The 20,906-nt window shown below is 66.6% G+C and carries 20 protein-coding genes; 10 read left to right on the plus strand and 10 right to left on the minus strand.

Features of this window, described 5'->3' with window-relative positions:
• Window positions 1–7 precede the first annotated feature (7 nt).
• From QW868_RS31965 to QW868_RS31985, 5 genes are all read right to left on the minus strand, one after another.
• Window positions 8–1,192 carry an acyl-CoA dehydrogenase family protein gene (locus QW868_RS31965; RefSeq protein WP_316232415.1) on the minus strand — a complete coding sequence of 395 codons (1,185 nt, stop codon included), beginning with the start codon at window positions 1,190–1,192 and terminating at the stop codon, window positions 8–10.
• On the minus strand, window positions 1,186–1,977 hold the full coding sequence (locus QW868_RS31970) for an ABC transporter ATP-binding protein (RefSeq protein ID WP_315757868.1): 792 nt from the start codon (window positions 1,975–1,977) through the stop codon (window positions 1,186–1,188). Before QW868_RS31970 ends, QW868_RS31965 begins: the two co-directional genes overlap by 7 nt.
• A complete protein-coding gene (locus QW868_RS31975) occupies window positions 1,971–2,984 on the minus strand; it encodes an ABC transporter permease (RefSeq protein ID WP_316232416.1) in 1,014 nt (337 codons plus the stop codon). The genes QW868_RS31970 and QW868_RS31975 overlap by 7 nt, the downstream gene beginning before the upstream one ends.
• Window positions 2,962–4,053, minus strand: coding sequence for an ABC transporter substrate-binding protein (locus QW868_RS31980; RefSeq protein WP_316232417.1), 1,092 nt, complete (start codon window positions 4,051–4,053; stop codon window positions 2,962–2,964). The genes QW868_RS31975 and QW868_RS31980 overlap by 23 nt, the downstream gene beginning before the upstream one ends.
• Window positions 4,054–4,303: 250 nt before the next feature.
• Window positions 4,304–5,398, minus strand: coding sequence for an LLM class flavin-dependent oxidoreductase (locus QW868_RS31985; RefSeq protein ID WP_316232418.1), 1,095 nt, complete (start codon window positions 5,396–5,398; stop codon window positions 4,304–4,306).
• A 302-nt stretch (window positions 5,399–5,700) separates the two neighbouring features.
• On the opposite strand from QW868_RS31985, the gene QW868_RS31990 reads away from it, so the two are divergent.
• The 9 genes from QW868_RS31990 to QW868_RS32030 all read left to right on the plus strand — a co-directional run bounded on the left by QW868_RS31990 (window position 5,701) and on the right by QW868_RS32030 (window position 13,996).
• Window positions 5,701–6,561 carry an ABC transporter permease subunit gene (locus QW868_RS31990; RefSeq protein ID WP_316232419.1) on the plus strand — a complete coding sequence of 287 codons (861 nt, stop codon included), beginning with the start codon at window positions 5,701–5,703 and terminating at the stop codon, window positions 6,559–6,561.
• Window positions 6,558–7,277, plus strand: a complete 720-nt coding sequence (locus QW868_RS31995) for an ABC transporter ATP-binding protein (RefSeq protein ID WP_316232420.1) — start codon at window positions 6,558–6,560, stop codon at window positions 7,275–7,277. Before QW868_RS31990 ends, QW868_RS31995 begins: the two co-directional genes overlap by 4 nt.
• Window positions 7,278–7,294: 17 nt before the next feature.
• Entirely contained in the window at window positions 7,295–8,311 is a 1,017-nt protein-coding gene (locus tag QW868_RS32000; RefSeq protein WP_316232421.1) for an NrtA/SsuA/CpmA family ABC transporter substrate-binding protein, read from the plus strand.
• A 41-nt stretch (window positions 8,312–8,352) separates the two neighbouring features.
• Window positions 8,353–9,582: an acyl-CoA dehydrogenase family protein gene (locus tag QW868_RS32005; RefSeq protein ID WP_316232422.1), complete on the plus strand. Its 1,230-nt coding sequence runs from the start codon at window positions 8,353–8,355 to the stop codon at window positions 9,580–9,582.
• Between the two features lie 62 nt (window positions 9,583–9,644).
• Window positions 9,645–10,217: a flavin reductase family protein gene (locus QW868_RS32010; protein WP_315739255.1), complete on the plus strand. Its 573-nt coding sequence runs from the start codon at window positions 9,645–9,647 to the stop codon at window positions 10,215–10,217.
• 28 nt (window positions 10,218–10,245) lie between these two features.
• A complete protein-coding gene (epsC, locus tag QW868_RS32015; RefSeq protein ID WP_316232423.1) occupies window positions 10,246–11,205 on the plus strand; it encodes a serine O-acetyltransferase EpsC in 960 nt (319 codons plus the stop codon).
• Between the two features lie 255 nt (window positions 11,206–11,460).
• On the plus strand, window positions 11,461–11,688 hold the full coding sequence (locus QW868_RS32020; protein WP_315813817.1) for a hypothetical protein: 228 nt from the start codon (window positions 11,461–11,463) through the stop codon (window positions 11,686–11,688).
• A 60-nt stretch (window positions 11,689–11,748) separates the two neighbouring features.
• Window positions 11,749–13,092 (plus strand): LLM class flavin-dependent oxidoreductase, encoded by a 1,344-nt coding sequence (locus tag QW868_RS32025; protein WP_316232424.1) that lies wholly within the window; start codon window positions 11,749–11,751, stop codon window positions 13,090–13,092.
• Between the two features lie 76 nt (window positions 13,093–13,168).
• A complete protein-coding gene (locus tag QW868_RS32030; protein WP_316232425.1) occupies window positions 13,169–13,996 on the plus strand; it encodes a MetQ/NlpA family ABC transporter substrate-binding protein in 828 nt (275 codons plus the stop codon).
• A gap of 58 nt (window positions 13,997–14,054) precedes the next feature.
• Here the strand turns inward: QW868_RS32030 and QW868_RS32035 are convergent, their stop codons facing one another.
• The 4 genes from QW868_RS32035 to QW868_RS32050 form a co-directional block, all read right to left on the minus strand.
• The gene (locus QW868_RS32035) at window positions 14,055–14,909 is read right to left on the minus strand and encodes an NADPH-dependent oxidoreductase (RefSeq protein WP_315799077.1); all 855 of its coding nucleotides are present in this window, start codon (window positions 14,907–14,909) and stop codon (window positions 14,055–14,057) included.
• Window positions 14,910–15,044: 135 nt separating this feature from the next.
• Entirely contained in the window at window positions 15,045–16,274 is a 1,230-nt protein-coding gene (locus tag QW868_RS32040) for an LLM class flavin-dependent oxidoreductase (protein WP_315813813.1), read from the minus strand.
• Window positions 16,271–16,645, minus strand: coding sequence for a ferredoxin family protein (locus tag QW868_RS32045; RefSeq protein ID WP_315813812.1), 375 nt, complete (start codon window positions 16,643–16,645; stop codon window positions 16,271–16,273). Before QW868_RS32045 ends, QW868_RS32040 begins: the two co-directional genes overlap by 4 nt.
• A complete protein-coding gene (locus QW868_RS32050) occupies window positions 16,642–18,237 on the minus strand; it encodes an FAD-binding protein (RefSeq protein ID WP_316232426.1) in 1,596 nt (531 codons plus the stop codon). The genes QW868_RS32045 and QW868_RS32050 overlap by 4 nt, the downstream gene beginning before the upstream one ends.
• A 448-nt stretch (window positions 18,238–18,685) precedes the next feature.
• On the opposite strand from QW868_RS32050, the gene QW868_RS32055 reads away from it, so the two are divergent.
• Window positions 18,686–20,110, plus strand: a complete 1,425-nt coding sequence (locus QW868_RS32055; protein ID WP_316159987.1) for an FAD/NAD(P)-binding protein — start codon at window positions 18,686–18,688, stop codon at window positions 20,108–20,110.
• On the opposite strand, the gene QW868_RS32060 is transcribed toward QW868_RS32055, so the two are convergent.
• Window positions 20,092–20,868: a MetQ/NlpA family ABC transporter substrate-binding protein gene (locus tag QW868_RS32060; RefSeq protein ID WP_315739244.1), complete on the minus strand. Its 777-nt coding sequence runs from the start codon at window positions 20,866–20,868 to the stop codon at window positions 20,092–20,094. The genes QW868_RS32055 and QW868_RS32060 overlap by 19 nt on opposite strands.
• Window positions 20,869–20,906: the final 38 nt, after the last annotated feature.

Consider the following 20,906-nt stretch of genomic DNA (forward strand, 5'->3'; position numbering starts at 1 on the left):
CAGGTTCTCAGAGTCCAAGCGCCAGACGGCCGGCGGCGATCCGCGTGGCGTCGTCCTGCGGGGTATGCACGCGGCCGCACAGCACGTCGCGATAGTGCCGCTCGAGCGGGTTGGCGCGGCTGAGGCCGTGATTGCTCGACAGCGACAGCGCGTCCTCGACGGCCGCCACCGCATTGTTGGTGACGGTCAGCTTGATGACGTTGCCTTCGACCGGGCTGACGACCCTGCCCTCGTCGAAATCGCGCGCCACGCTATCGATCAGCCGCGCATTGACCTGTAGCCGCGCCTCGATCGCGCCGAGCACCTCCTGCGCCCGGGGCAAGGTCGCGAGCGGTGCACCGAGGCTCGACGGCGTCCGCGTCCTCAGGAAGTCGACGATCCAGTTGCGTGCGGCGCGCGCAACGCCGTCATAGATCGCGCCGACGAAAGCGGCGTGAACCAGCGCCTGCGTCGGGTTCTGCACCCGCCAGCCCTCCGGCTTGCGCAGCTCGATCTCATGGTCCAGCGGGATCACGACGTCATCGAACACGACGTCATGGCTGCCGCTCGCGCGCAGGCCGAGATGATCCCAGGTCTCCAGAATGCTGATGCCGGGCAGTCCGGCCTGGACCAGGAAGAGTCCAAGCCGGGGCTCGGCCTCGTCGGTCTTGGCCCACACCGAGTACCAGCTCAGGATCGGCGCACCCGTCGAGTAGATCTTGCGGCCGCTCAGCCGCCAGCCGGTGTCGGTGCGCCGCGCAATCGTTTCCGGCAGGCCGCCGCGCGACGGCGAGCCCAGCGCGGGTTCGACGCGGAACGTGTTGATCAGCGCGCCCCGCTCGACCGACTCCCGCGCGAGCTTGCGCGCAAGCCGCGGCGGATACTCCTGGTGCCGCGCCATCACCAAGTGCTGGATGTAATGCATCGCCAGCACCAGCGCCGTCGACGGATCGGCTTCGGCAATGATCCCGAGCACGCGCGCGGTGAGACGTGCGCCGGCGCCATGCCCGCCAAGCGCGGTCGGCACGGTCAGCGACAGCAGGCTCGCGTCGAACAGGTCTTGAAAATTCTGAAACGGGAAGCTGCGGTCACGGTCATGCGCCGGCGCACGCTCGGCGAAGACGGGCACGAGCCGCACGGCTCGTACAATCAGCTCTTCGTCGTCCACCGCACCGGCCGGGCGCGGCGCGATGCTTTCGATGACGGCTACCATGTTGCCTCCAAGCCGAGGAGCCCAAGGATCTGCCGGCGCAGATCGGCAAGATGCGGATCACCGCGATGCCGCGGATAGGGTCTGTCCACGACGATGTCGGCCTTGATGCGCGCGGGGCGGTCGCTGAGCACGATGACGCGATTGGCGAGCACCAGCGCCTCTTCGACGTCGTGGGTGACCAGCAGCGTCGTAAAACCCTTGCGCTGCCACAGCGCCACGAGCTCCGCCTGCATCGCGATGCGGGTTAGCGAATCGAGCTTGCCGAGCGGCTCGTCCAGCACCAGCACCTTGGGATCGTTGACCAGCGCCCGCGCCAGCGCGACGCGCTGCGCCATGCCGCCGGAGAGCTGATGCGGATAGGCGTTGCGGAAGTCGGACAGCCCGACCAAGTCGAGCGCCGCATCGACACGATGGCGCTGCTTCTTGAGGATGCCCTGCGCCTCCAGTCCCAGCGCGACGTTGTCCCGCACCGTGCGCCATGGAAACAGCGTCGGATCCTGGAACACGACGACGCGCGAGGGATGCGGTCCCCTGATGCTGATCTCGTCCTCGCGCAGCACGCCGCTGCGCGGCTTGTCGAGGCCGGCGATGAGACGCAACAAGGTCGACTTGCCGCAGCCCGAGGGCCCCAGCAGCGCGACGAACTCGCCGGGCTCGACGATCAGGCTGACATCGTCGAGCACCTTCAGCTCGGCGCCGTCGATGTCGAAGGCATGGTCGACATGAGCGATGTCGATCGCGGCACCCGGGAACGCCGCCCGTCGAGCTTCCGCAACGGCTACCATTTCACGACGCCCTTCTGCCAGACCAGCACGCGGTCACGGGTCTTGAACAGCAGCGTGATCGCGCCAGAGCAGAGCAGCGACATCACCAGCAGCGCTGCATACATGTTGGCGTACGCCGCCCAGCCCTGCGCCCATTGCAGGTACCAGCCGAGACCGGCCTTGACGCCGATCATCTCCGCGACGACCAGCACCGCAAAGGAGGCCCCGAGGCCCATGAACAGGCCGACGAACACATGCGGCAGCGCCGCGGGGATCGCGACCTTCAGCACCAGGAACGACGGCTTGGCGCCGAGCGTTCGCGCGACGTCGTAGTACGCGCTCGGCACGCTGGCGACGCCGGACCATGTCAGCACTGTTACGGGGAAGCCGGTGGCGAGAGCGATCAGGAACGTCGACGCGCTCCAGCTGGTCGGGAAGCTGAAGAAGGCGATCGGCAGCCACGCCGTGGCCGGCAGCGGTCCGATGAAGCGCAGCACCGGATGCACCCAGTAGCCGATCCGCGTCGACCAGCCGATCGAGACACCCGTGACGAAGCCGATGGTGGCACCGATGAGGTAGCCGCCGAGCTGCAGCTTGATCGAGGCGAAGACGCTGTCGAGCAGCTTCGGCAGATCGTCGGTGTAGACCTCGATGATGGCCTGCGGCGGCGGAAAGAACGGCAGCGGCAGCCAGGCGTATTTCGCGGTGCCAAGCTCCCACAGCGTCAGGAACACGCCGAGCGCGATGAACCAGGGACTTCGCTTGCGCACGCCGACACCCGCACGTCCGAGCAGGTGCGCGGCCAGACTGGCCAACAGCAGGATCGCCGCGATGACGAACCCGGCGATCGCGAGATCGGTCGTGCGCGACCAGTCACCGATGTCCTCGCGGACGAGGCAGGATGCGCCGAAGGCGGCCCAGGCGAGCGCCGCGGCAATGCCGGGCGCCACCTCGCGGAGCTTGTCGGCAAGCAAGCTGCTCCGCGCGAGTTCGCCGGCGGCGACGTCAGACAGAGAAAATGTCGACATAGATGCGCTCGGCGAATTTGCTGGTGTCGGTGCTGGGCTTGAAGACGGAGACGACCTTCAGGTCGTCGGCATAGGCCTTCAGCTCCTGCTTCAGCGGAGCACCATGCGGATGATGATGATGGGTGTGATAGCGCACCATGCCTTCGAGATCGGCGAGCGTCGCCTGCTTCGGCGCGTAAGGCTGGAACGACTTCGCCGCCTCGACCGGGTTCTGCGCCGTGAACATCGCGGCATCGAGCAGCGCTTGCGTGATAGCGCGGCCAACCTGCGGCTCCTCGCGCACGAGGCTGCCACGCAGGCCGAGGATGCAGCAGACGCGGTTCTGATACTCGCCGTCGAGATTGGAGGCGACCTCCTTGTAGGCCGGGTCCTTCAGCCAGAGATAAGCGAGCGGATCGGACGCCAGGAACGCCTGCGTCTCGCCCTTGTCGGCGGCGACGTTGACGACGGCGCCTGGATAGACGCGCCAATCGACATCCTTCACCGGATCGATGCCGAGCCGCGCGAGCTGGATCGAGAAGAAGTTCTTGTCGGGACCACCGAGATCGCCGACGGCGACCGCCTTGCCCTTGAGGTCCGCCAGCTTGGTGATGCCGGAATCGCTGCGCGCCAGCACCCGCATGCAGCCGCCATGGGTGCCGGCGGCGATCTTCACGTCGAACCCCTGCTCCAGCGGCTTCAGCCAACGCAGCGCCATGCCAAGGCCCGCATCGCTCTTGCCGGTCGCGATGGCTTCCAGCAGCTGATCGGTCGAGCCCGAGTAGTTGATCAGCTCGACATCGAGATTGTACTTCTTGAAGAGGCCCTGGTCGATCGCCACCGGAACCGGCGTCAGGCACACCGCGCCGGCATTCCACGACAGTTTCAGCTTGCGCGGCGCGCCGGTGAGAGCTGGCACTTCGGCCGCCGTCCGGCAGATCGGAAACTGCTGAAAGTCGATCTCCGGCGCGGCTCGCAAGGACAGACCCTGCGCGGCAAGGCCGCCGAACGGCGCCACCAACGCGGCTCCGGCGCCTGCCTGCAGCAGCCGACGCCGGCTCAAGGCGCTTGTCGTCTCCGTGTTATCCATCACCCTCTCCTGCCGACAAAGCTCCGCCGATGCGCAGGCGCATGGCGCTCGCACTCCATCCGCGGAATGCCTCGATGTCTCGTTGACCGTGCGCTGTCGTCAGCGCCCCAATGATGAATGGATGATGCGTTCGCCCGTCCACATCGTCAATGAAATGGATTTTCGAATGTGGCGCGACGGTGAGCGAATATCTCCCCGCGCAACGAACTTAACAAAGCAATCAGTTCTTCCGCGCGCTTCGCAGGCGAGATCACCCCACGCGTCGGCCGGAATCGGCCGTCGCGAGACCAAGATCGCGCTGTCGCTGCCGCACGCGCGGAATGATCTCGTCCGCGAAGTGCTTCATCTCGGCCTCGAACGGCTGGAACTGCAGCATGAACAGCTCGATGCCGGCGGCGTGGAAGTCGATGATGCGGTCGGCGACCTCCTCATAGCTGCCGACCAGCCCGGCGGCCGTACCGCCATTGCTGCCGACGCGCGCGCTCTTTTGCATGGTCTGCATCATCACCACCTTGGGGTCGGTGTTCTGCTTCTGGATCGCCTTCATCGGCGCGTCCTTCTCGGCGAGAAGCAGCAGCCGCTGATGCGCAGCTTCCGCCTCCGCCGCGGTCGGACGTGCGATCACGAAGGCCGATAGGCCGAAGCGAAGCGGCGGCGCCGCACCTCTCGGCCGCGCCGCAACGTCGCGGATCAGGCCGGAGACGTCGGCGAGCGGCTGGCCGTTGATGAACCAGACGTCACCGTGATCGGCGACCAGCGACCGCGCCGGCTCGGATTCGCCGCCGACATAGATCCGCGGCCGGACCCGGTAGAGATCCTTCGGCCGCAGCGCGTAGTCCTGCACGTCGAAATAGCGGCCCTTGTGCGTGAGGCGCTCGCCCTGCAGCAGCCGCGACACCACCGAGATCCATTCGCGTCCATAGGCGTAGCGCTCGTCATGCTCGGCGAAGCCGATGCCGGCGCGCTCCAATTCGGGCTTGTTCCAGGCATTCACGAGATTGATGGCGAAACGCCCGCGGCTGATGTTCTCGATGCCGAGCGCCATCTTGGCGAGCACCACGGGATGATACAGATACGGCTTGATCGCGGTGATGATCTCGATCCGGCTGGTGAGCGCTGCGAGCGCCGCTGCTGCGCTCCAGGCCTCGAGCTGATCGAGATCCTCCTGGTGCGGATTGATCGTGTGCTGGGCCACCAGCGTCGAATCATACCCCAGCGCCTCCGCCTTCAGCACGAGATCGCGACTGCGCTCCCAGGAGGCATCATAAGGTTCTTCCGGATCCTGATGCGCCGCGCGCGGGCCATGTACCGAGGCCCAAATGCCGAAACGAAGCGGACTTGTCATGGTCGACCCTCACGATCTGCACGTCTCTCGCATCGTCATCTCGACGAAGCGCGATCCTCTCCACCGGTACTAACAAATTCGGAAAAGAAGTTCTTGCCGCTTTTGGCCCGCGCGGGAAATCGAAAACCTCCAGGCCTGACAACAATTGGAAAACGGCTCTATTTCGATCAGCCATGTTTCGTGGGACAGTTTGCCGGCGTGCAACGAGGCGGCGTGACACGGCCGCCTGCGGGCATCCGATCTACAGATCTGCCGAGTGATCTCGATCGGCAGAGGCATGACATCGCGAGGACGACGCACTCTTGAGCAATCTCGAACAAGCTGCCGGGACGATCGAGCTGCCGCAGACCAATCGTGACGCCGCGCGCCCCAGCGCGGACAGGCGTCGCGCGCTGAGCTCGGCGACGCTGCAGGCCCTGTCTTGGCTCGCGCCCGCCCTCCTCATCGTGATCTGGGAAGCGGCGGCGCAGGGCGGCTATCTGTCGCCGCAAGTCTTGCCGGCGCCAAGCAAGATCATGCGCACGGCCTTCAAGCTGACGACGCAGGGCACCCTGCTGAACGATCTCGGCGTCAGCCTGCTGCGCGCAGCCGCTGGCTTTGCGATTGGCGGCGCCATCGGGTTTGCGCTCGGCATTCTCGTCGGCTTCTCGCGGATCGCCGAAGCCCTGATCGACCGCAGCATTCAGATGATCCGCGCGATCCCGTTCCTCGCCATGCTGCCGCTGGTGATCGTCTGGCTCGGCGTCGGCGAGGCCGAGAAGGTGTTTCTGGTTGCACTCGGCGTGACCTTCCCGATCTACATCAACACCACGCTCGGCATTCGCCAGGTGGATCCGAAGCTGCTCGAGCTCGGCCGGGTCCAGGCGCTGTCGACGCTGCAGCTGATCCGCCGCATCATCCTGCCCGGCGCCCTGCCCTCGATCCTCACCGGCGTCCGCTATGCGCTAGCGACCGCTTGGCTCGCGCTGGTCGTCGCCGAGACCATCGGCGCGCAGTCGGGCCTCGGCTTCCTCGCCATGGATGCCCGCGAATTCCTGCGCACCGATGTCATCGTGCTGACCATCGTGATCTACGCCCTGATCGGCGTCGGCGCCGACCTGATCGCGCGCTGGCTGGAGCGGCGGCGGCTCGCATGGCACCCGAACTACGGAGCGGCGCCATGACGGTCCAGTTCGCGCCGCCGCTGCAGGGCGCCACCGCGCCTGCGGTGATCGTCAATGGTCTGCGCCGCGCCTATGGCGAGCGTACCGTCATCGAAGGCCTCGATCTTCGCATCGAACGCGGTGAGTTCGTGGCGCTGCTCGGCGAGAGCGGCTGCGGCAAGACGACCTTGCTGCGCGCGCTGGCCGGGCTCGATCCGATCCAGGCTGGCCGCATCATCGCGCCGCGCCGGCCCGCCGTCGTGTTCCAGGAACATCGCCTGTTGCCCTGGGACAGCCTGTGGCGCAACGTCGCGCTCGGTCTCGATGTGCCCGACGCCCGCGCCCGCGCCGCCGCGGCGCTGGCAGAGGTCGGCTTGGGCGACCGCCTCGACGACTGGCCGCGCAATCTCTCGGGCGGCCAGGCGCAGCGCGTCGCGCTCGCTCGCGCGCTGGTGCAGCAGCCGGAGCTGCTGCTGCTCGACGAACCGTTCGCCGCGCTCGACGCGCTGACCCGCATCCGCATGCATGCGCTGGTACGCGAGCTCGTGGCCAACCATCGTCCCGGCGTGCTGCTGGTCACGCACGACGTCGACGAAGCGATCGCGCTCGCCGATCGCATCCTGGTGATGCGCGACGGCCGGATCGCCTTCGAGCACCGCGCGGATCGCAGCGGCACGGTCGCCCGCGGCGACCTGCTGGCTGAGCTCGGTGTGCTCGGTTCACACGCTCACGATTGATTTTCGGAAGGATCGACATGTCTTCGGATGACTTCTCCCGCCGCCAGTTCCTCGGCACCGCCGCCTTCGGCATCGGCGCGCTCGCCGGCTTCACCCTGACGGATGACGCATGGTCCGCGCCCGACCGCGTCACGGACACGGTGCGCCTCACCTGGGGCCTCTCGGGCCTCAACCTGATCGCCAAGGAGCGCGGCGAGTTCCAGAAGCTGCTCGCCAAGGACGGCATCAAGGTCGAATGGCTCGGCCCGTTCCCGAACCACGCCCCGACCTTGCAGGCCGTCACCGGCGGCACCGCGGATTTCAGCTTCGGCGGCTCGACCACGCCGGCGCTGGCGGCGATCATCGCCGGCTCGCCACTGGTGTTCACGCAATTCGTCGTCTACGAGCCCCGCACGACAGCGATCATCGCCCGCGATGATTCCGGCATCAACAAGGTCGAGGATCTCGTCGGCAAGTCGGTCGCCGTCAACCGCTCCGGCCTCGGCGAATTCCTACTGGTCGCCGCGCTGGAGAAGCACAAGGTCGACCGCTCCAAGGTCAAGTTCGTCTACCTCAATCCGCCGGACGCGGCGCCGGCGCTGGCTTCGGGCAAGGTCGACGCCTGGTCGATGTGGAGCCCGGGCGTCGATATCGCCCGGCTCGACTACAAGGCGCACGACATCTTCCTGGAAGGCCGCGATCTCGAGTTCCAGATCGACTACACGTCCTATCTGACCACCCGCAAGTTCGCGACCGAGAATCCGGCCCTGGTGCGCGCCGTCAACGAGGCGTTTCGCGCCGAGGGCAAATGGATCTCGGAGAACAGCAAGGACGCCGAATACATCGCGCAGAAGGCCGGCAAATACAGCGATCAGATCCGCGACCAGTTCATCGCGCTGAACCGCAGATACCGCTATTTCTCCGTCAACGACAAGCAGTTCGTCACTGACCTGCAGAAGGCCGCCGATTGGCTGGTCGAGCGCAAGGTGCTGCCGGAGCCGGTCAAGGTCGCCGACCACCTCGCCCAGATCGACGAGCCGGCGCCGCAACGCTGAGCAGCTCGCTTCCTCTTGTCTCGCTATCGTCCGGGTCCGTCATGAACAAGCCGCTGCCCACCAAATCCTTCACCACCGAGCCGCCCCTTCCGCTCGCTCCTGGCGCGCTCGAGACCCTGCTGGCCGCAATCGCCGAAGGCGAGTCGGACCGCGAGCGCGAGCGCATCCTGCCGCACCAGCAGATTGCGCTGATCAAGCAGGCGCGGCTAGGGGCGCTGCGGCTGCCTGTCGCCGCAGGCGGCGCCGGCAGCTCAATCCGCGATCTGTTCCAGATCGTGATCCGGCTCGCCGAGGCCGATGCCAATGTCGCGCACATCCTGCGCAATCATTTCAGCGTCGTCGAGCGGCTGGTCCGCAATCCCCGCGACGACCAGGCGCGCGAATGGCAGAAGTCGGTGGCCGGCGGCGCGATCATCGGGCTTGCCACCACCGAGCTCGACAGTCCCCAGGTCGGCAACATCACGCCGAACACGACCTTCACGCCCGACCGCGACGACTATCTGCTGAACGGCACCAAATACTACAGCACCGGCACCCTGTATTCCGACCTCGTGCTGGTGCGCGCGGCCGATCCGAGCGGGCGTCCCGGCGCCACGATCATCCCGGTCAACCGCGACGGCATCGAGCTGATCGACGACTGGGACGGCATGGGGCAACGGCTGACGGCGACCGGCACCACCCATTTCCGCAACGTCAGGGTCAAACAGCAGGAGATCGTGTTCGACGCTCCGGACATCGGCTACGGCGTGCCCTATTCGAACACGTTCGCGCAGCTGTTCCTGACCGCCGCCGTCGCGGGCATCAGCCGCGCCGCCCTGCGTGACGCAATTGCGCTGGTCCGCTCGCGCAAGCGCACGTTCTATTATGCGCCGCACGAGAAGCCGACCGAAGACCCGCTACTGCAGGAGACGATCGGCAGAATCGCGAGCGCGGCGCACGCCGCGGAGACGGTCGTCCTTGTCGCCGCCGAGGCGCTCGACGCGGCCACGGAGGCGTTCGATGCCGGACGCGCCGATGCCGAGGAGCTGGCCCACCGGGCTGCACTGCTGTCGGCGCAGGCCAAGATCATCGCGGATGATGCGGCCATCAAAAATGGCGGATACATTTTCGACGTCGGCGGCGCCTCGTCGACCAAGAAGGCCACCAATTTCGATCGGCACTGGCGCAACGCCCGCACCCTGTCGTCGCACAACCCGGTCTCCTACAAGGAGCGGGCGATCGGGCAGTATCTGATCAACGGCACACCGCTTCCGGCCAAGGGCTTCTTCTGACCGACGGCGCTGCCGCGACGAGGGACACGACCAATACGGCTCGTGCCCGAAGGAGGCGACGGATGAGCAAGCGTGACCTTCATCTCGTATCTGAGACCGCGTTCGATCCCCAGCACTTCCACTCGGCCCTGCGCCGTGTCGCGGCCGGCGTCAGCGTCGTGACCGCGGGCCGCGGCGAGGAGATCACCGGGGTGACGATCGCCTCGCTGATCTCGCTGTCATCAGAGCCGCCGCGGCTCATGATCAGTCTCGGCAGCCGGTCGTCAGCGTTCCCGCTGATCGCTCGCGACGGCTGGTTCGGCATCAACATCCTCAGCTCGGACCAGCTCGCGCTCGCTGATCGCTTCAGCACGCCGCATCTGTCGGGACAGCAGAAGTTCGAGGGCATCGACTGGTCGCGCGGCCCGGCCGGCGTCCCGCTGCTGCAGCACGCCCAGGCAGCGATCGCGTGCGAGGTCGACGAGATCATCGAGCGCTACGCGCATGCGATCATCGTCGGTCGCCCCGACAGCGTCGAGCTTGCGCCCAAATTGTCGAGCCTGCTGTATTGGAACGACCAGTATGTCGAGGTCGACCGCAATGCGGATCTCGACCTGCTCGCCGAGGTCAGCGTGCCCTTGACCCATGTCCGGTGATGACGCGCATGCGCACGGAGGAAACGGCATGAGCTCTCGCCCCACCACGGGATCGGGTCCGGACAACGCCACCTCTGCAGGCGAACGCTGGGGTCTCGACCGGCTCGTTGCGGAGCTGCGCGTGTCACGCGAGGAGACGCACAGCATCCGCAAGGACGGCGTCATCCACCGGCCGCCATCGCGCGACAAGCTGGCGCAGATCGTCTCCGCGCTCACCGAAGCGATGTTCCCGCGCCACTATGGCCAATACGATCTCGACGGCGAGAACATCGACTATTTCGTCGGCCACCGGCTCAGCATCGGGCTCGATCTGCTGTCGGACCAGATCCACCGCTCCGCTTTGTTCGTCGGCGATGAGCTGATCCCGGGCTTCCGCCAGCCCGAGGCTGTGGAGCTGACCCGCCGCTTCGCGGCTGGGCTGCCACCCCTGCGCGGTGTCCTGATCAGCGATCTGCGCGCCGCCTTCGTCGGTGACCCCGCCGCCAAGAGCTTCCCGGAGATCCTGATCGGCTACCCCGGAATGACCGCGATCATCCATCACCGCCTCGCGCATCTGCTCTATGGCCTCGGCGCGCGTCTCGTGTCCCGGCTGATCGCCGAGATCGCCCATAACAGCACCGGCATCGACATTCATCCGGGCGCCCAGATCGGCTCCGGTTTCTTCATCGATCACGGCACCGGAGTGGTGATCGGCGAGACCGCCGTGATCGGCGACCACGTCCGGATCTACCAGGCCGTGACGCTCGGCGCGCGCCACTTCCCGACCGAGGAGGACGGCACGCTGATCAAGGGTGACGCCCGCCATCCGATCGTCGAGGACGACGTCGTCATCTATGCCGGCGCCACGATCCTCGGCCGCATCACGATCGGACGGGGCTCGACGATCGGCGGCAACGTCTGGCTGACCCACGACGTGCCCGCCAACAGCGTCGTGACCCAGGCCTCCCTGCGCAACAAGGTCGGTGGACCTGCGCTGCAGAAGTCATGATCGACTCACTTCGCGGTGACGGCGACAGTCGCCGCGACCGAGCACACGGGTCGATCGACGATCCGCTGCGCAGGAAGGCAACCGCTCGAAATGTCGCTCCCCCGTTCCTGATGAGGACGACGTATTCATGCTCGTGCCCCGGTCAACAATACAAATCCATTTCATCGACAGCATCGGGACAGGGCCACTAGATTTTGATCTCCCGCAGCCGGCGCCAGTCGCTCCGATGGCTGCAGCGTTTCAACGGAAGCTGCGATGTTCGACCCTCTCGCCGTGATCAGTCTTCAGCAGAATACGCCCGGGCTTGCCGATACCGGTGAGCCGCCCGGCGGCATCCAGGACCATTCCGGCAAGCGCTGCCCGGAGGGCCACAAAGCAGGTCCCGACCTCCGCGCCGGCATCAGCCGGCTGGCCCGTCACGCAGCCCGGCGCCTGCGATGGCCTCACGCCCTGAGCTACGCATCCGCCCGCGATCCGCACTAGCCGGCATCAGCCGATCACCGCTCCGCCTCCTCCTCAAGACCGCCATAACACGAGCGCCCCATGAGCCAGCGTCGCCAACTGAACCTCAACCTCTTCATCTATCCCGGCGGCCATCACGAGGCGGCCTGGCGCTACAAGGGATCGTCGGCCAGCCGCGCGCTCGACATCACCTATTACCAGCAGCTGGCGCGGACCGCGGAGCACTACAAGTTCGATGCGATCTTCTTCGCTGACGGTCCGGCGCTGGCCGACAACGTCCGCTACGCGCAGCGCTTCCGCTTCGAGCCGATCACCTGGCTGTCGGCGCTCGCCGCCGCGACCAGCCACATCGGTCTGATCGGCACGGCTTCGACCACCTATCACGAGCCGTACAATCTGGCGCGCCTGTACGCCTCGCTCGATCATCTCAGCGGCGGCCGCGCCGGCTGGAACATCGTCACCACAAGCGCGCCACAGGCGGCGCAGAACTTCGGCCTGCCGGAGCATCCGCCGCATCATGAACGCTACGAGCGCGCCAAGGAATTCCTCGATGTCGTGACCGCGCTGTGGGACAGCTGGGAGGACGACGCGGTCGTCAACGATCCCGCCTCCGGCATCTTCGCCGACACCGACAAGGTCCATGCGCTGAACCATGTCGGCAAGTATTTTCGCGTGCGCGGTCCGCTGAACGTGCCGCGTTCGCCGCAGGGACGGCCGGTCTACGTCCAGGCCGGCTCGTCGGAGGACGGCCGCGCCTTCGCGGCGCGCTTTGCGGAAGCCATCTTCACCGCGCACCAGACGCTGGCGAGCGCGCAGGAGTTCTATACCGATATCAAGCGCCAGGCGCGCGCGCTCGATCGCAATCCGGATCACGTCAAGATCCTGCCCGGCATCAGCCCGTTCGTCGGCTCGACGCAGGCCGAAGCCGACCGCCTGCAGGAGGAATTCAACGACCTGATCCAGCCGGAGTATTCGTTGGTGCAGCTGCGCCAGATGCTGGGCCTCGACCTCCAGGGCTTCGATCTCGACGGCCCGTTCCCGCGACACCTGATCGAGACCGACGGCGCGCGCGGCGTCGCCAGCCGCTTCAAGCTCGTGGTCGACATCGTCGATCGCGAGAAGCCGACGATCCGGCAGCTGATCCAGCGCCTCGCCGGCGCACGCGGCCATTGGGTGATCGCCGGCACGCCGGAAAAGATCGCCGACAACATCCAGACCTGGTTCGAGAACGGCGCCGCCGACGGCTTCAACGTGATGCCGCCCTGGCTGCCCGGCGGCTTCGACCTGTTCGCCGAGCACGTCGTGCCGATCCTGCGCAAGCGCGGCCTGTTCCGCGAGGACTACACCGGCAAGACCCTGCGCGAGCACTACGGGCTCGACCGTCCAGACAGCGCCTTCAGTCACCAGGTCCAGGCGATTGCCTGAGATCCGTTCCCGAGCGGCGCGGACGCCTTGCAAGGCATCCGCGCCGCTCTTCGTTTGTCGAAGCTTTGGAAGTCCCATGCCTGCATTGACACGATCGCAAGTCCTCCGCCTGCTCGCCGCCTCGACGCTCTCCCTGTTCACCGTCACCAGCGCGTCGGCGCAGTCGGCCGAGAAGAAGGAGCTCAAGGTCGGCTTCGTGCCCGGCCCCTATATCGACGAATTCAAGATCGGCGTGGCGCCCGAGCTTGCAAAGAAGGGCTATCAGATCCGCTATGTCGAGTTCTCGACCGGGCTTGAGGCCAACGCTGCCGTGTTCAAGAGCGAGATCGACGCCAATGTCATGCAGCACACGGTGTTCCTGAACTCCTACAATGAGCGGCAGAAGACCGATCTCACCGGCATCGTGCACGTGCCGACGCCGCCGATGGGGATCTACTCCAAGAAGCACCCGCTCGGCACCAAGATCGGCGCCGGCGCCAAGATCGCGGTGCCGAACGATCCGGTCAACCTGCAGCGCGCGCTGTGGATCCTGCGCGATCTCGGCCTGATCGAGATCCGCGACTCCAAGCCGGTCGACGTCACCGAGCTCGACGTCATCAAGAATCCCGGCGGCATCAAGATCGTCCCGCTGGAGGCCGCGCAGGCGCCGCGCGCGCTCGACGACGTCGACTTCGCCGCCGTCCAGGGCAATTTCGCGATCTTCAGCGGCCTGAAGCTGACCAACGCCTTCGCGCTGGAAAAGATGACGACGCCCTACATCAACGTGGTCGCGGTCAAGCGCGACAACGCCGACACCGCCTGGGCGAAGGACATCGTAGCGGGCTACAAGTCGCCAGGCTTCAAGGCCGCGATCCTCGCCGATCGCTTCTATGACGGCTTCACGCTGCCCGATTACATGAAGTGACCAACGGCGGCGGCCCGCGCTCGTCACGGGCCGCCGCTGATCTCGGTCGACGCCAGCTCTACTTCAATCCGAAGCCGAGCGCGCGCAGCGCCTCGGTCAGCTTGTCGCGGCCGTTGAGCGCCTTCGCCGAGCCCAGTCGGTTCAGCACGGCTTCTCGCCAGCCGACTGCAGCGATGCCCTGGCTGGTCTGGAAGTCGCGCAGCGTCTCGTCATAGGCGGCGATGCCGTGGATCTCGTCCGTCGGCGCATAGCGCTCGCGATGCAGGATCACGCTCTGGCGCAGCCGCGGCTTGACGTCCTCGCCGGCGGCCCGATCGGCATAGCCGACGCAGAGGCCGAACACGGCAAGCACGTTCGGCGGCAGGCCGAGCTCCTCGGCCACCGCCTGCGGGCGGTTGCGGATCGCGCCGATATAGACCGAGCCGAGCCCGAGCGCCTCCAGCGCCACCACGGCGTTCTGGGCTGCGAGCGCGGCATCGATGACCGCAACGAACAGCGTTTCCAGGAAATGGATGCCGTCGTCGGAGCGCCCTTCGCGCCGTGCCAGCCGTTCGGCCCGCGACAGGTCGGCAAGCCAGACCAGGAACAACGGCGCCTCGCGGATGTGCTTCTGGTTGCCGGCGAACTCCGACAGCCGCTGCTTGCGCGCGGGATCCTCGACCGCGACGACGCTCCAGGTCTGCAGGTTAGAGGACGACGCGGCCGACTGCGCGGCGGCCACCAGCGTCTCCACCGTGTGCGGCGGCACCGGATCAGGCCGATAGCTGCGGATCGAGCGATGCGCCAGCAACTGGCCGAGGATGTCCTCGGCGCCGGCGGCGACCGCAGGGATATGCGCGCCATAACGCTTGCGCAGCGCCGCCGTGACGTCGTCTTCCGCCGCGCGCGATGTCCTCGTTTCAACAATCGTCATTCCAGTCCCTCACGTCATGCCGTGCGCTTTTCGCGCCGGCAGCCATCTCGTCCAGCTCGCACTTCGATCCGCAGCAAAGCCGACCTCGCGGACGACGGCAATCCCCATATCGCCCGCGTCGGTCGGCGCTCACGGCTACTCGGCGGCCTCCGCAGCAGCAGGATGAGCCACTGTCTCAATCACGGGTTTACGCAAGCCCGCCTGCTCCATCAGCGGCAGCACGCGGCGGCCGAAGAAGTCGAGGTCGGGCTTGAAATCGTAGAACGACAGTTGCAGCCCATCGACGCCGGCCTTCTTGAGCTGGACGAACTGCTCGACCACCTGCTCGGGGGTGCCGATCACCTCGATGTTGCCGCCGATCGCCCGGCGCTTGGGCGCATCGACGCCGACACGGCCGCGCCAGGCATGAGCGTCGCTGTCGAGCCGGTGGAAGTCGCCGACCGGATCGGCATGGGCGACGATGGCATCGTGATAGGTCCAGGTCTCGCGCTCGGTCTCGCGGCAGATCACCATCGGATTGAGCAGCGTCCGCACCTCGCGGCCGAGATCGCGCGCCGCCTGCTTGACCCTCGCCGTATGCGCCGGCAGCGCAGGAATGGCGCTCTCGAAGCTCGAGCCTGTCGGGCTGGTGATGAAGACGATGTCGGAATAGCGCGCGGCGAAGGCGATGCCGGCGTCCGAGCCGGTGGCGTTGACCAGCACCGGCCGGCCGTAGCGCGGCTTCGGCGTCACGAAGGCGCCGTTGAGCTTCCAGGACGACTGGCCGGAGAATGAGTAGTTCTCAGTGTCGCCCCACAGCCGCTGCAGCACTTCAAGAAACTCGGCGGCAAGCTCGTAGCGGCGGTCGTGATCGATCCGGCTCCAGCCGAACGCCTCGTGTTCGGCGGCGCGATGGCCGGTCACGACATTGATGCCCCAGCGCCCGTTGGAGATGTGATCGAGCGTGGCGCCATATTTGGCGAGATGCAGCGGATGCAAGGGACCGTAGAGCACGTGGATGGTCGAGACCAGGATGATGCGCCGGGTCAGACTGGTCAGCGCCGCCGTGGTCATGAACGAGTCGAGCGCCTCGCCGGTGAACACGCCGCCATAGCCGCCCTTGGGCAGCCATTGCGACAGCGCGAACACCAGGTCGAAGCCGAGATTCTCCGCAGCCAGCACCAGGTCGCGGTTGTAGTCGAAATGCCAGGACGTCGTCCGCAGCAAGGTCGACGCGCTCCAGCCGCCGGCCTGGATCGGCAGGAACAGGCCGAGCAGCAGCGGCTGCTGCAGCGCTTGCGACAACGGGCTGTCCGGCCGCTCGGCCGGTCCCGGAAAGCCGTCGAGGCCGACAAGGGCTCCTGGCCGGTGGGTGATGATGGTCATGCCGTCCTCCTGTCGTCTGCGGCGGCTGCACGCACGGTTTCGCCGGCGCGGCGAAACACCGTTTCCATCAGCCATTGCTCGTTAGGAAATTGCCGGGCCCATTCGTCCCAGCCGGAATTCTTGCGATATTGACCGAGGCGTCCCGAGGCCACCGCCTCGTCCGGCGTGATCGTGACGCGGCGGTCGCAATCGGGCGCGACGTAGATCGCATCCGCGCGGCAATACAGCTCGCACATGAAGCAGGTCTGGCAATCCGCGACCCGCGCCAGCAGCGGCGGCCCCGACGACGCGCGGTCGAGCACGTTGGTCGGGCACACCTCGACGCAGGCGCCACAGTCCGTGCAGCGATCGGCAACGATGAGCTCGATCATGACGCGGCTTCCAGGGCGATTGGAGCTGCCGGCACACGGCGCGTGTTGGCTGCGATGTCGACGCGATCGAGGCCGCGGCTCACGAGGCGCACTGCGAGGTCCGGGTCGAGACCGGGATGATCGATCCTGCGATGCAGCCCCCGGCTCTCGGTGCGCTGGCGCGCGGTCCCGATCGACCAGCGCGCCGTTGCGACCAGCGCCGCCGTCTCGCGCGACCGCAGCGGATCGCCGCCCGCATGGTCGGCGATCTCGCGCCAGAGCCCGTCGAGCGAGCGCTGCGATGCGGCGAGCATCGACTCCTTGCGGAACAGGTTCTTGTCGAATGGATGCATCTCGGCGCGGACGCCGGCCCTGATCGCGTCGAGATCGAGCGCCCTGCTCCGCACCCTCGGCCGCAGGCCGGCCTGTCCGAGCGGAATCAAGGACGAGGCTTTCGACCCGATGCTGCGCGCCAGTCGCGCGGCGGCCTGCCCGGCACGGACGCCCGACGACAGCGCCCAGGCCGAATTGATGCTGCCGCCGCCGGAGATCGCACCGGCAACCTTCTCGCGCGAGGCGTTGTCGCCGGCGACGAACAGCCCCGGCACGGCAGTACGCCCGTCGAGATCGTCGACCCTGACGCCGCCGAGACCACGGATGGTACCGTCATTGTGCAGCGTGACCTCGAAGCGATCGCGCCAGGGATCGACGCCCCAGCGATCGAACACCAGCGGCACATTCGGCGAGATCGTATGCAGGCGGGCCTTGATGTCGTCGGGCAGAAGATGGAGCGAGCAGAACACCGGTCCAGCAAGCATAGCCTTGGCCAACCCGATCGTCTGCTGCGGCCCGAACGGCAGATCGAGTTCGCGCCCGTCGGCGTCGTAATAAGTCGCGAACGCATAGGCCATGCTGCGCGTCATCGTCGAATGCGCCGGCGCGATCGTGTAGGCCGCGGTGAATTCCATCCCAGAGAGGTCGGCGCCGGCTTCCGCCGCCAGCAGATAGCCATCGCCGGTATTGGTGCGCGATCCCAAGAGATGCGACAGGAAGCTGGTACCGCCGGCAGCGAGCACAGTCGCACCTGCGGCGATCTGGTAAGGCCGCGCCCCATCCTGACGGCGAAGGCCTCGTGCACCGCCGATCGTGCCGTCACTGCGCGCCAGCAGTTCCAGCATTGGCGAATGGTCAAGGATCGTGACGCCGTGATCACGCGCAAAGGCACGCAGCGCCCGCATGTATTCGGGACCGCGAACCGCGCGATAGTTGGTCTGCCCTTCATCGTCGATGCCGAACGCGTAGTGGCTCGCGAGCGTTGGCAATGTCCGCCAAGTCTCCGCGATGATCCCATGCATCCACGCGGCTTCGCCGAGACCGAGACCTGCGATGACGCGTTGGCTGACGGCCTGCTCGCGCGCCTGCGGCGGCACCCACCAGTGACCGGGGCCGGCCGCGGCCGTGACGCCGCTGGTGCCGCAATAGCCCTTGTCGACGAGGATCACCCGCGCACCGGCGCGCGCGGCCGAGACCGCAGCCCAGGCACCGGCCATGCCGCCGCCGATGACGAGCACGTCGGCGGTGAGCGATAGTGGATCTGGCCCTGAAGCAGTCACGGCGACACCGGATGTGTCATCCGCAAAGCGCGCGCTCCCGTTCGTTCTGCCGGCGTGGCCTGCGCAACCATGTTCCGAACTCCGCAGCCGTGCGCAAACGACGCACGTGCGCCGTCATGGTCATCCAGTGCGGCGTCGCTGGCAATTTCAGAGTTGCGCGATTTTCAAACGCTCTGTTCTCGCCGCGATCCATGATCGGCGAAGATTTCGGTCGAGTGTTCCAGGCTTCCATCGCCGCCCGGCGCGCCAGCCGGCTGCAAATAATATTTCTATCGCAGCGTCGCTCATGACGACACACTTGCGACAGCAATCTGTATGTTCTTGGAACACCATCGGTCGGAACGCGCCAACAAGTAGAATATTCGTCTTTCCGAATCCGGCCGACGTTTTACGTGCTAGACTACAAACGTAGCACATCGTCCGCGCGCGAGAGAAAAGGCATCTTTGCATGAGCCGTTTTCCAGAACGACACGTGATCATCGTCGGCGGCGGCGCATCCGGCGTCCTTCTGGCCCATCAGCTGCTGCAACGCCCGAAGTCCGCTATCCGGGTCACCTTGATCGAGAGGCGTTCGGAGGTCGGTCGCGGGCTGGCCTATCACACCGGCAATGCTGATCACCTGCTCAACGTGCGCGCTGCCAACATGAGTGCGCTGCCCGATGATCCCGACCATTTCTGGCGCTGGCTGTCGACGCACGAGCATGGCCTGCGGCTTTGTCCCGATCCGTTCTGCTTCGTGCCTCGCCGCCTTTATGGCGACTACATCGCCAGCCTGATCACGCCGTTCCTGGAGACCGAGGACGGCGCCCGGCGTCTCAGCATCATCCGCGGCGAATGCATCGCGGTGAGCGAGGGCGCTCACACCGTGACCGTGAGTTTGGCGGATGGGACTCGGCAGGTTGGCGACGTCGCGGTGTTCGCGACCGGGCATGACGCGGCCATCCCGCGCTCGGCCTGGCATGCCGATCCCTGGATCTCGCCGTCCATTCCCGGCTTCAGCCGCGATTCGGCGGTGCTCATTCTCGGCGCCGGCCTGACTATGGCGGACTACGTGCTGTCGCTGCTGCGCGAGGGCCATCGCGGCCCGATCCTCGCGATCTCGCGCCGCGGCCTGATGGCCAAGGGACATCGGCGTATCACTCCCTGCAAGATCAGCGAGGATGAGGTTCCGTTCGGTGCGCGCGGCAGCGTTCTGCTGCGCTGGTTCCGGCAGCGGATCGCCGCCCACATCGCCGAGGGTGGCGACTGGCGCGGCGTCATCGACGCCGTCAGGCCGTTCAGCCATCGGCTGTGGCAGGACTTGCCGCTGGCGTCCAAGCGCAGCTTCCTGGAGCATGCGCGGGCATGGTGGGATGTGCATCGGCACCGCATGGCGCCCGAGGTGGAGAAGCGCATCGCGCAGGCGATCGCGGACGGCCAGCTTCGGGTCGCCGCCGCCAAGCTCGTCAAGATCGACGGTGGGACGCAAGGCGCCCGCGCGCATTATCGCCGGCGTGGCCGCAGCGAGATCGAGACGCTCGAGGTCGGTGCCGTGATCGACTGCACGGGGATCGTCAGGGACCCCCGCGCCACCGCCAATCCTGCGGTCCGCAGCCTGTTCGATCAGGGGCTGGCGCGTTGCGATCCGCTGCGGATCGGCATCGAGGTCACGGCGGATTGCGCCATCGTCGGTGCCGATGGCACGCCGTCACAGCGCCTGTTCGCGATCGGCCCGCTGACTCGCGCCGCCTTCTGGGAGATCATCGCGATCCCGGACATCCGAAGCCAGTGCGCCGATCTGGCGGACCGGCTATTGCAGGCCCGCCCGATCGTCGGGTCGCCGCGCGATGCGCCGGCGTTGGCGGCGGTTGCCGATCACCAGGTCGCGATGTAGGTGCCCTTGAAGCGCGTCTCCAGGAACGCCTTGACCGGCTCGGAGTGGTAGGCCTCGATCAGCTGCTTGACCCAGGGCTTGTCCTTGTCCTCCTCGCGCACCGCGAGGATGTTGACCCAGGGCCCCTCGGCATTCTCGCGCGCGATCGCATCTTTGGCGGGATTGAGCCCGGCCTGGACGGCGTAGTTGTTGTTGATCGAGACGAGATCGACATCGGCCAGCGCGCGCGGCAGCTGCGCCGCGTCGAGCTCGACGAATTTCAGCTTCTTCGGATTGTCGGTGATGTCGACCACTGTCGAGGCGACATTGCTCGGATCCTTCAGCTTGATGACACCGTGCAGCGCAAGGATCATCAACCCGCGCGCGCCGTTCGACGGATCATTGGCGATCGCGACCTTGGCGCCTTCCGGAAGCTCGGCCAGCGTCTTGTATTTCTGCGAATACACGCCCTGCGGCGAGGCGATGGTGGTCGCGACCTTGACGATCTTCCATCCGGTCTTGGAGATCTGGTTCTTCAGATAGGGCTCGTGCTGGAACGAGTTCGCCTCGAGATCCTTCAACGCCAGCGCCTGGTTTGGAATCACGTAGTCGGTGAACTCGACGACCTTGATGTCGAGCCCGCGCTCGGCAGCGACCTTCTTCACGACGTCGATGATTTCGGCATGCGGCCCGGCGGTCACGCCGACGCGGATGGCTTCCGCTTGTGCGGGAAGGATCAACGACACAAGGGCGGCAATGGCGACAATGGGAAGGCGCATTCAAGTCTCCAACGAAACAACCAAGTTTCGTTGCTCAC

It is taken from the genome of Bradyrhizobium sp. SZCCHNR1051, assembly GCF_032489615.1.
In the GTDB taxonomy this organism is placed as follows: domain Bacteria; phylum Pseudomonadota; class Alphaproteobacteria; order Rhizobiales; family Xanthobacteraceae; genus Bradyrhizobium.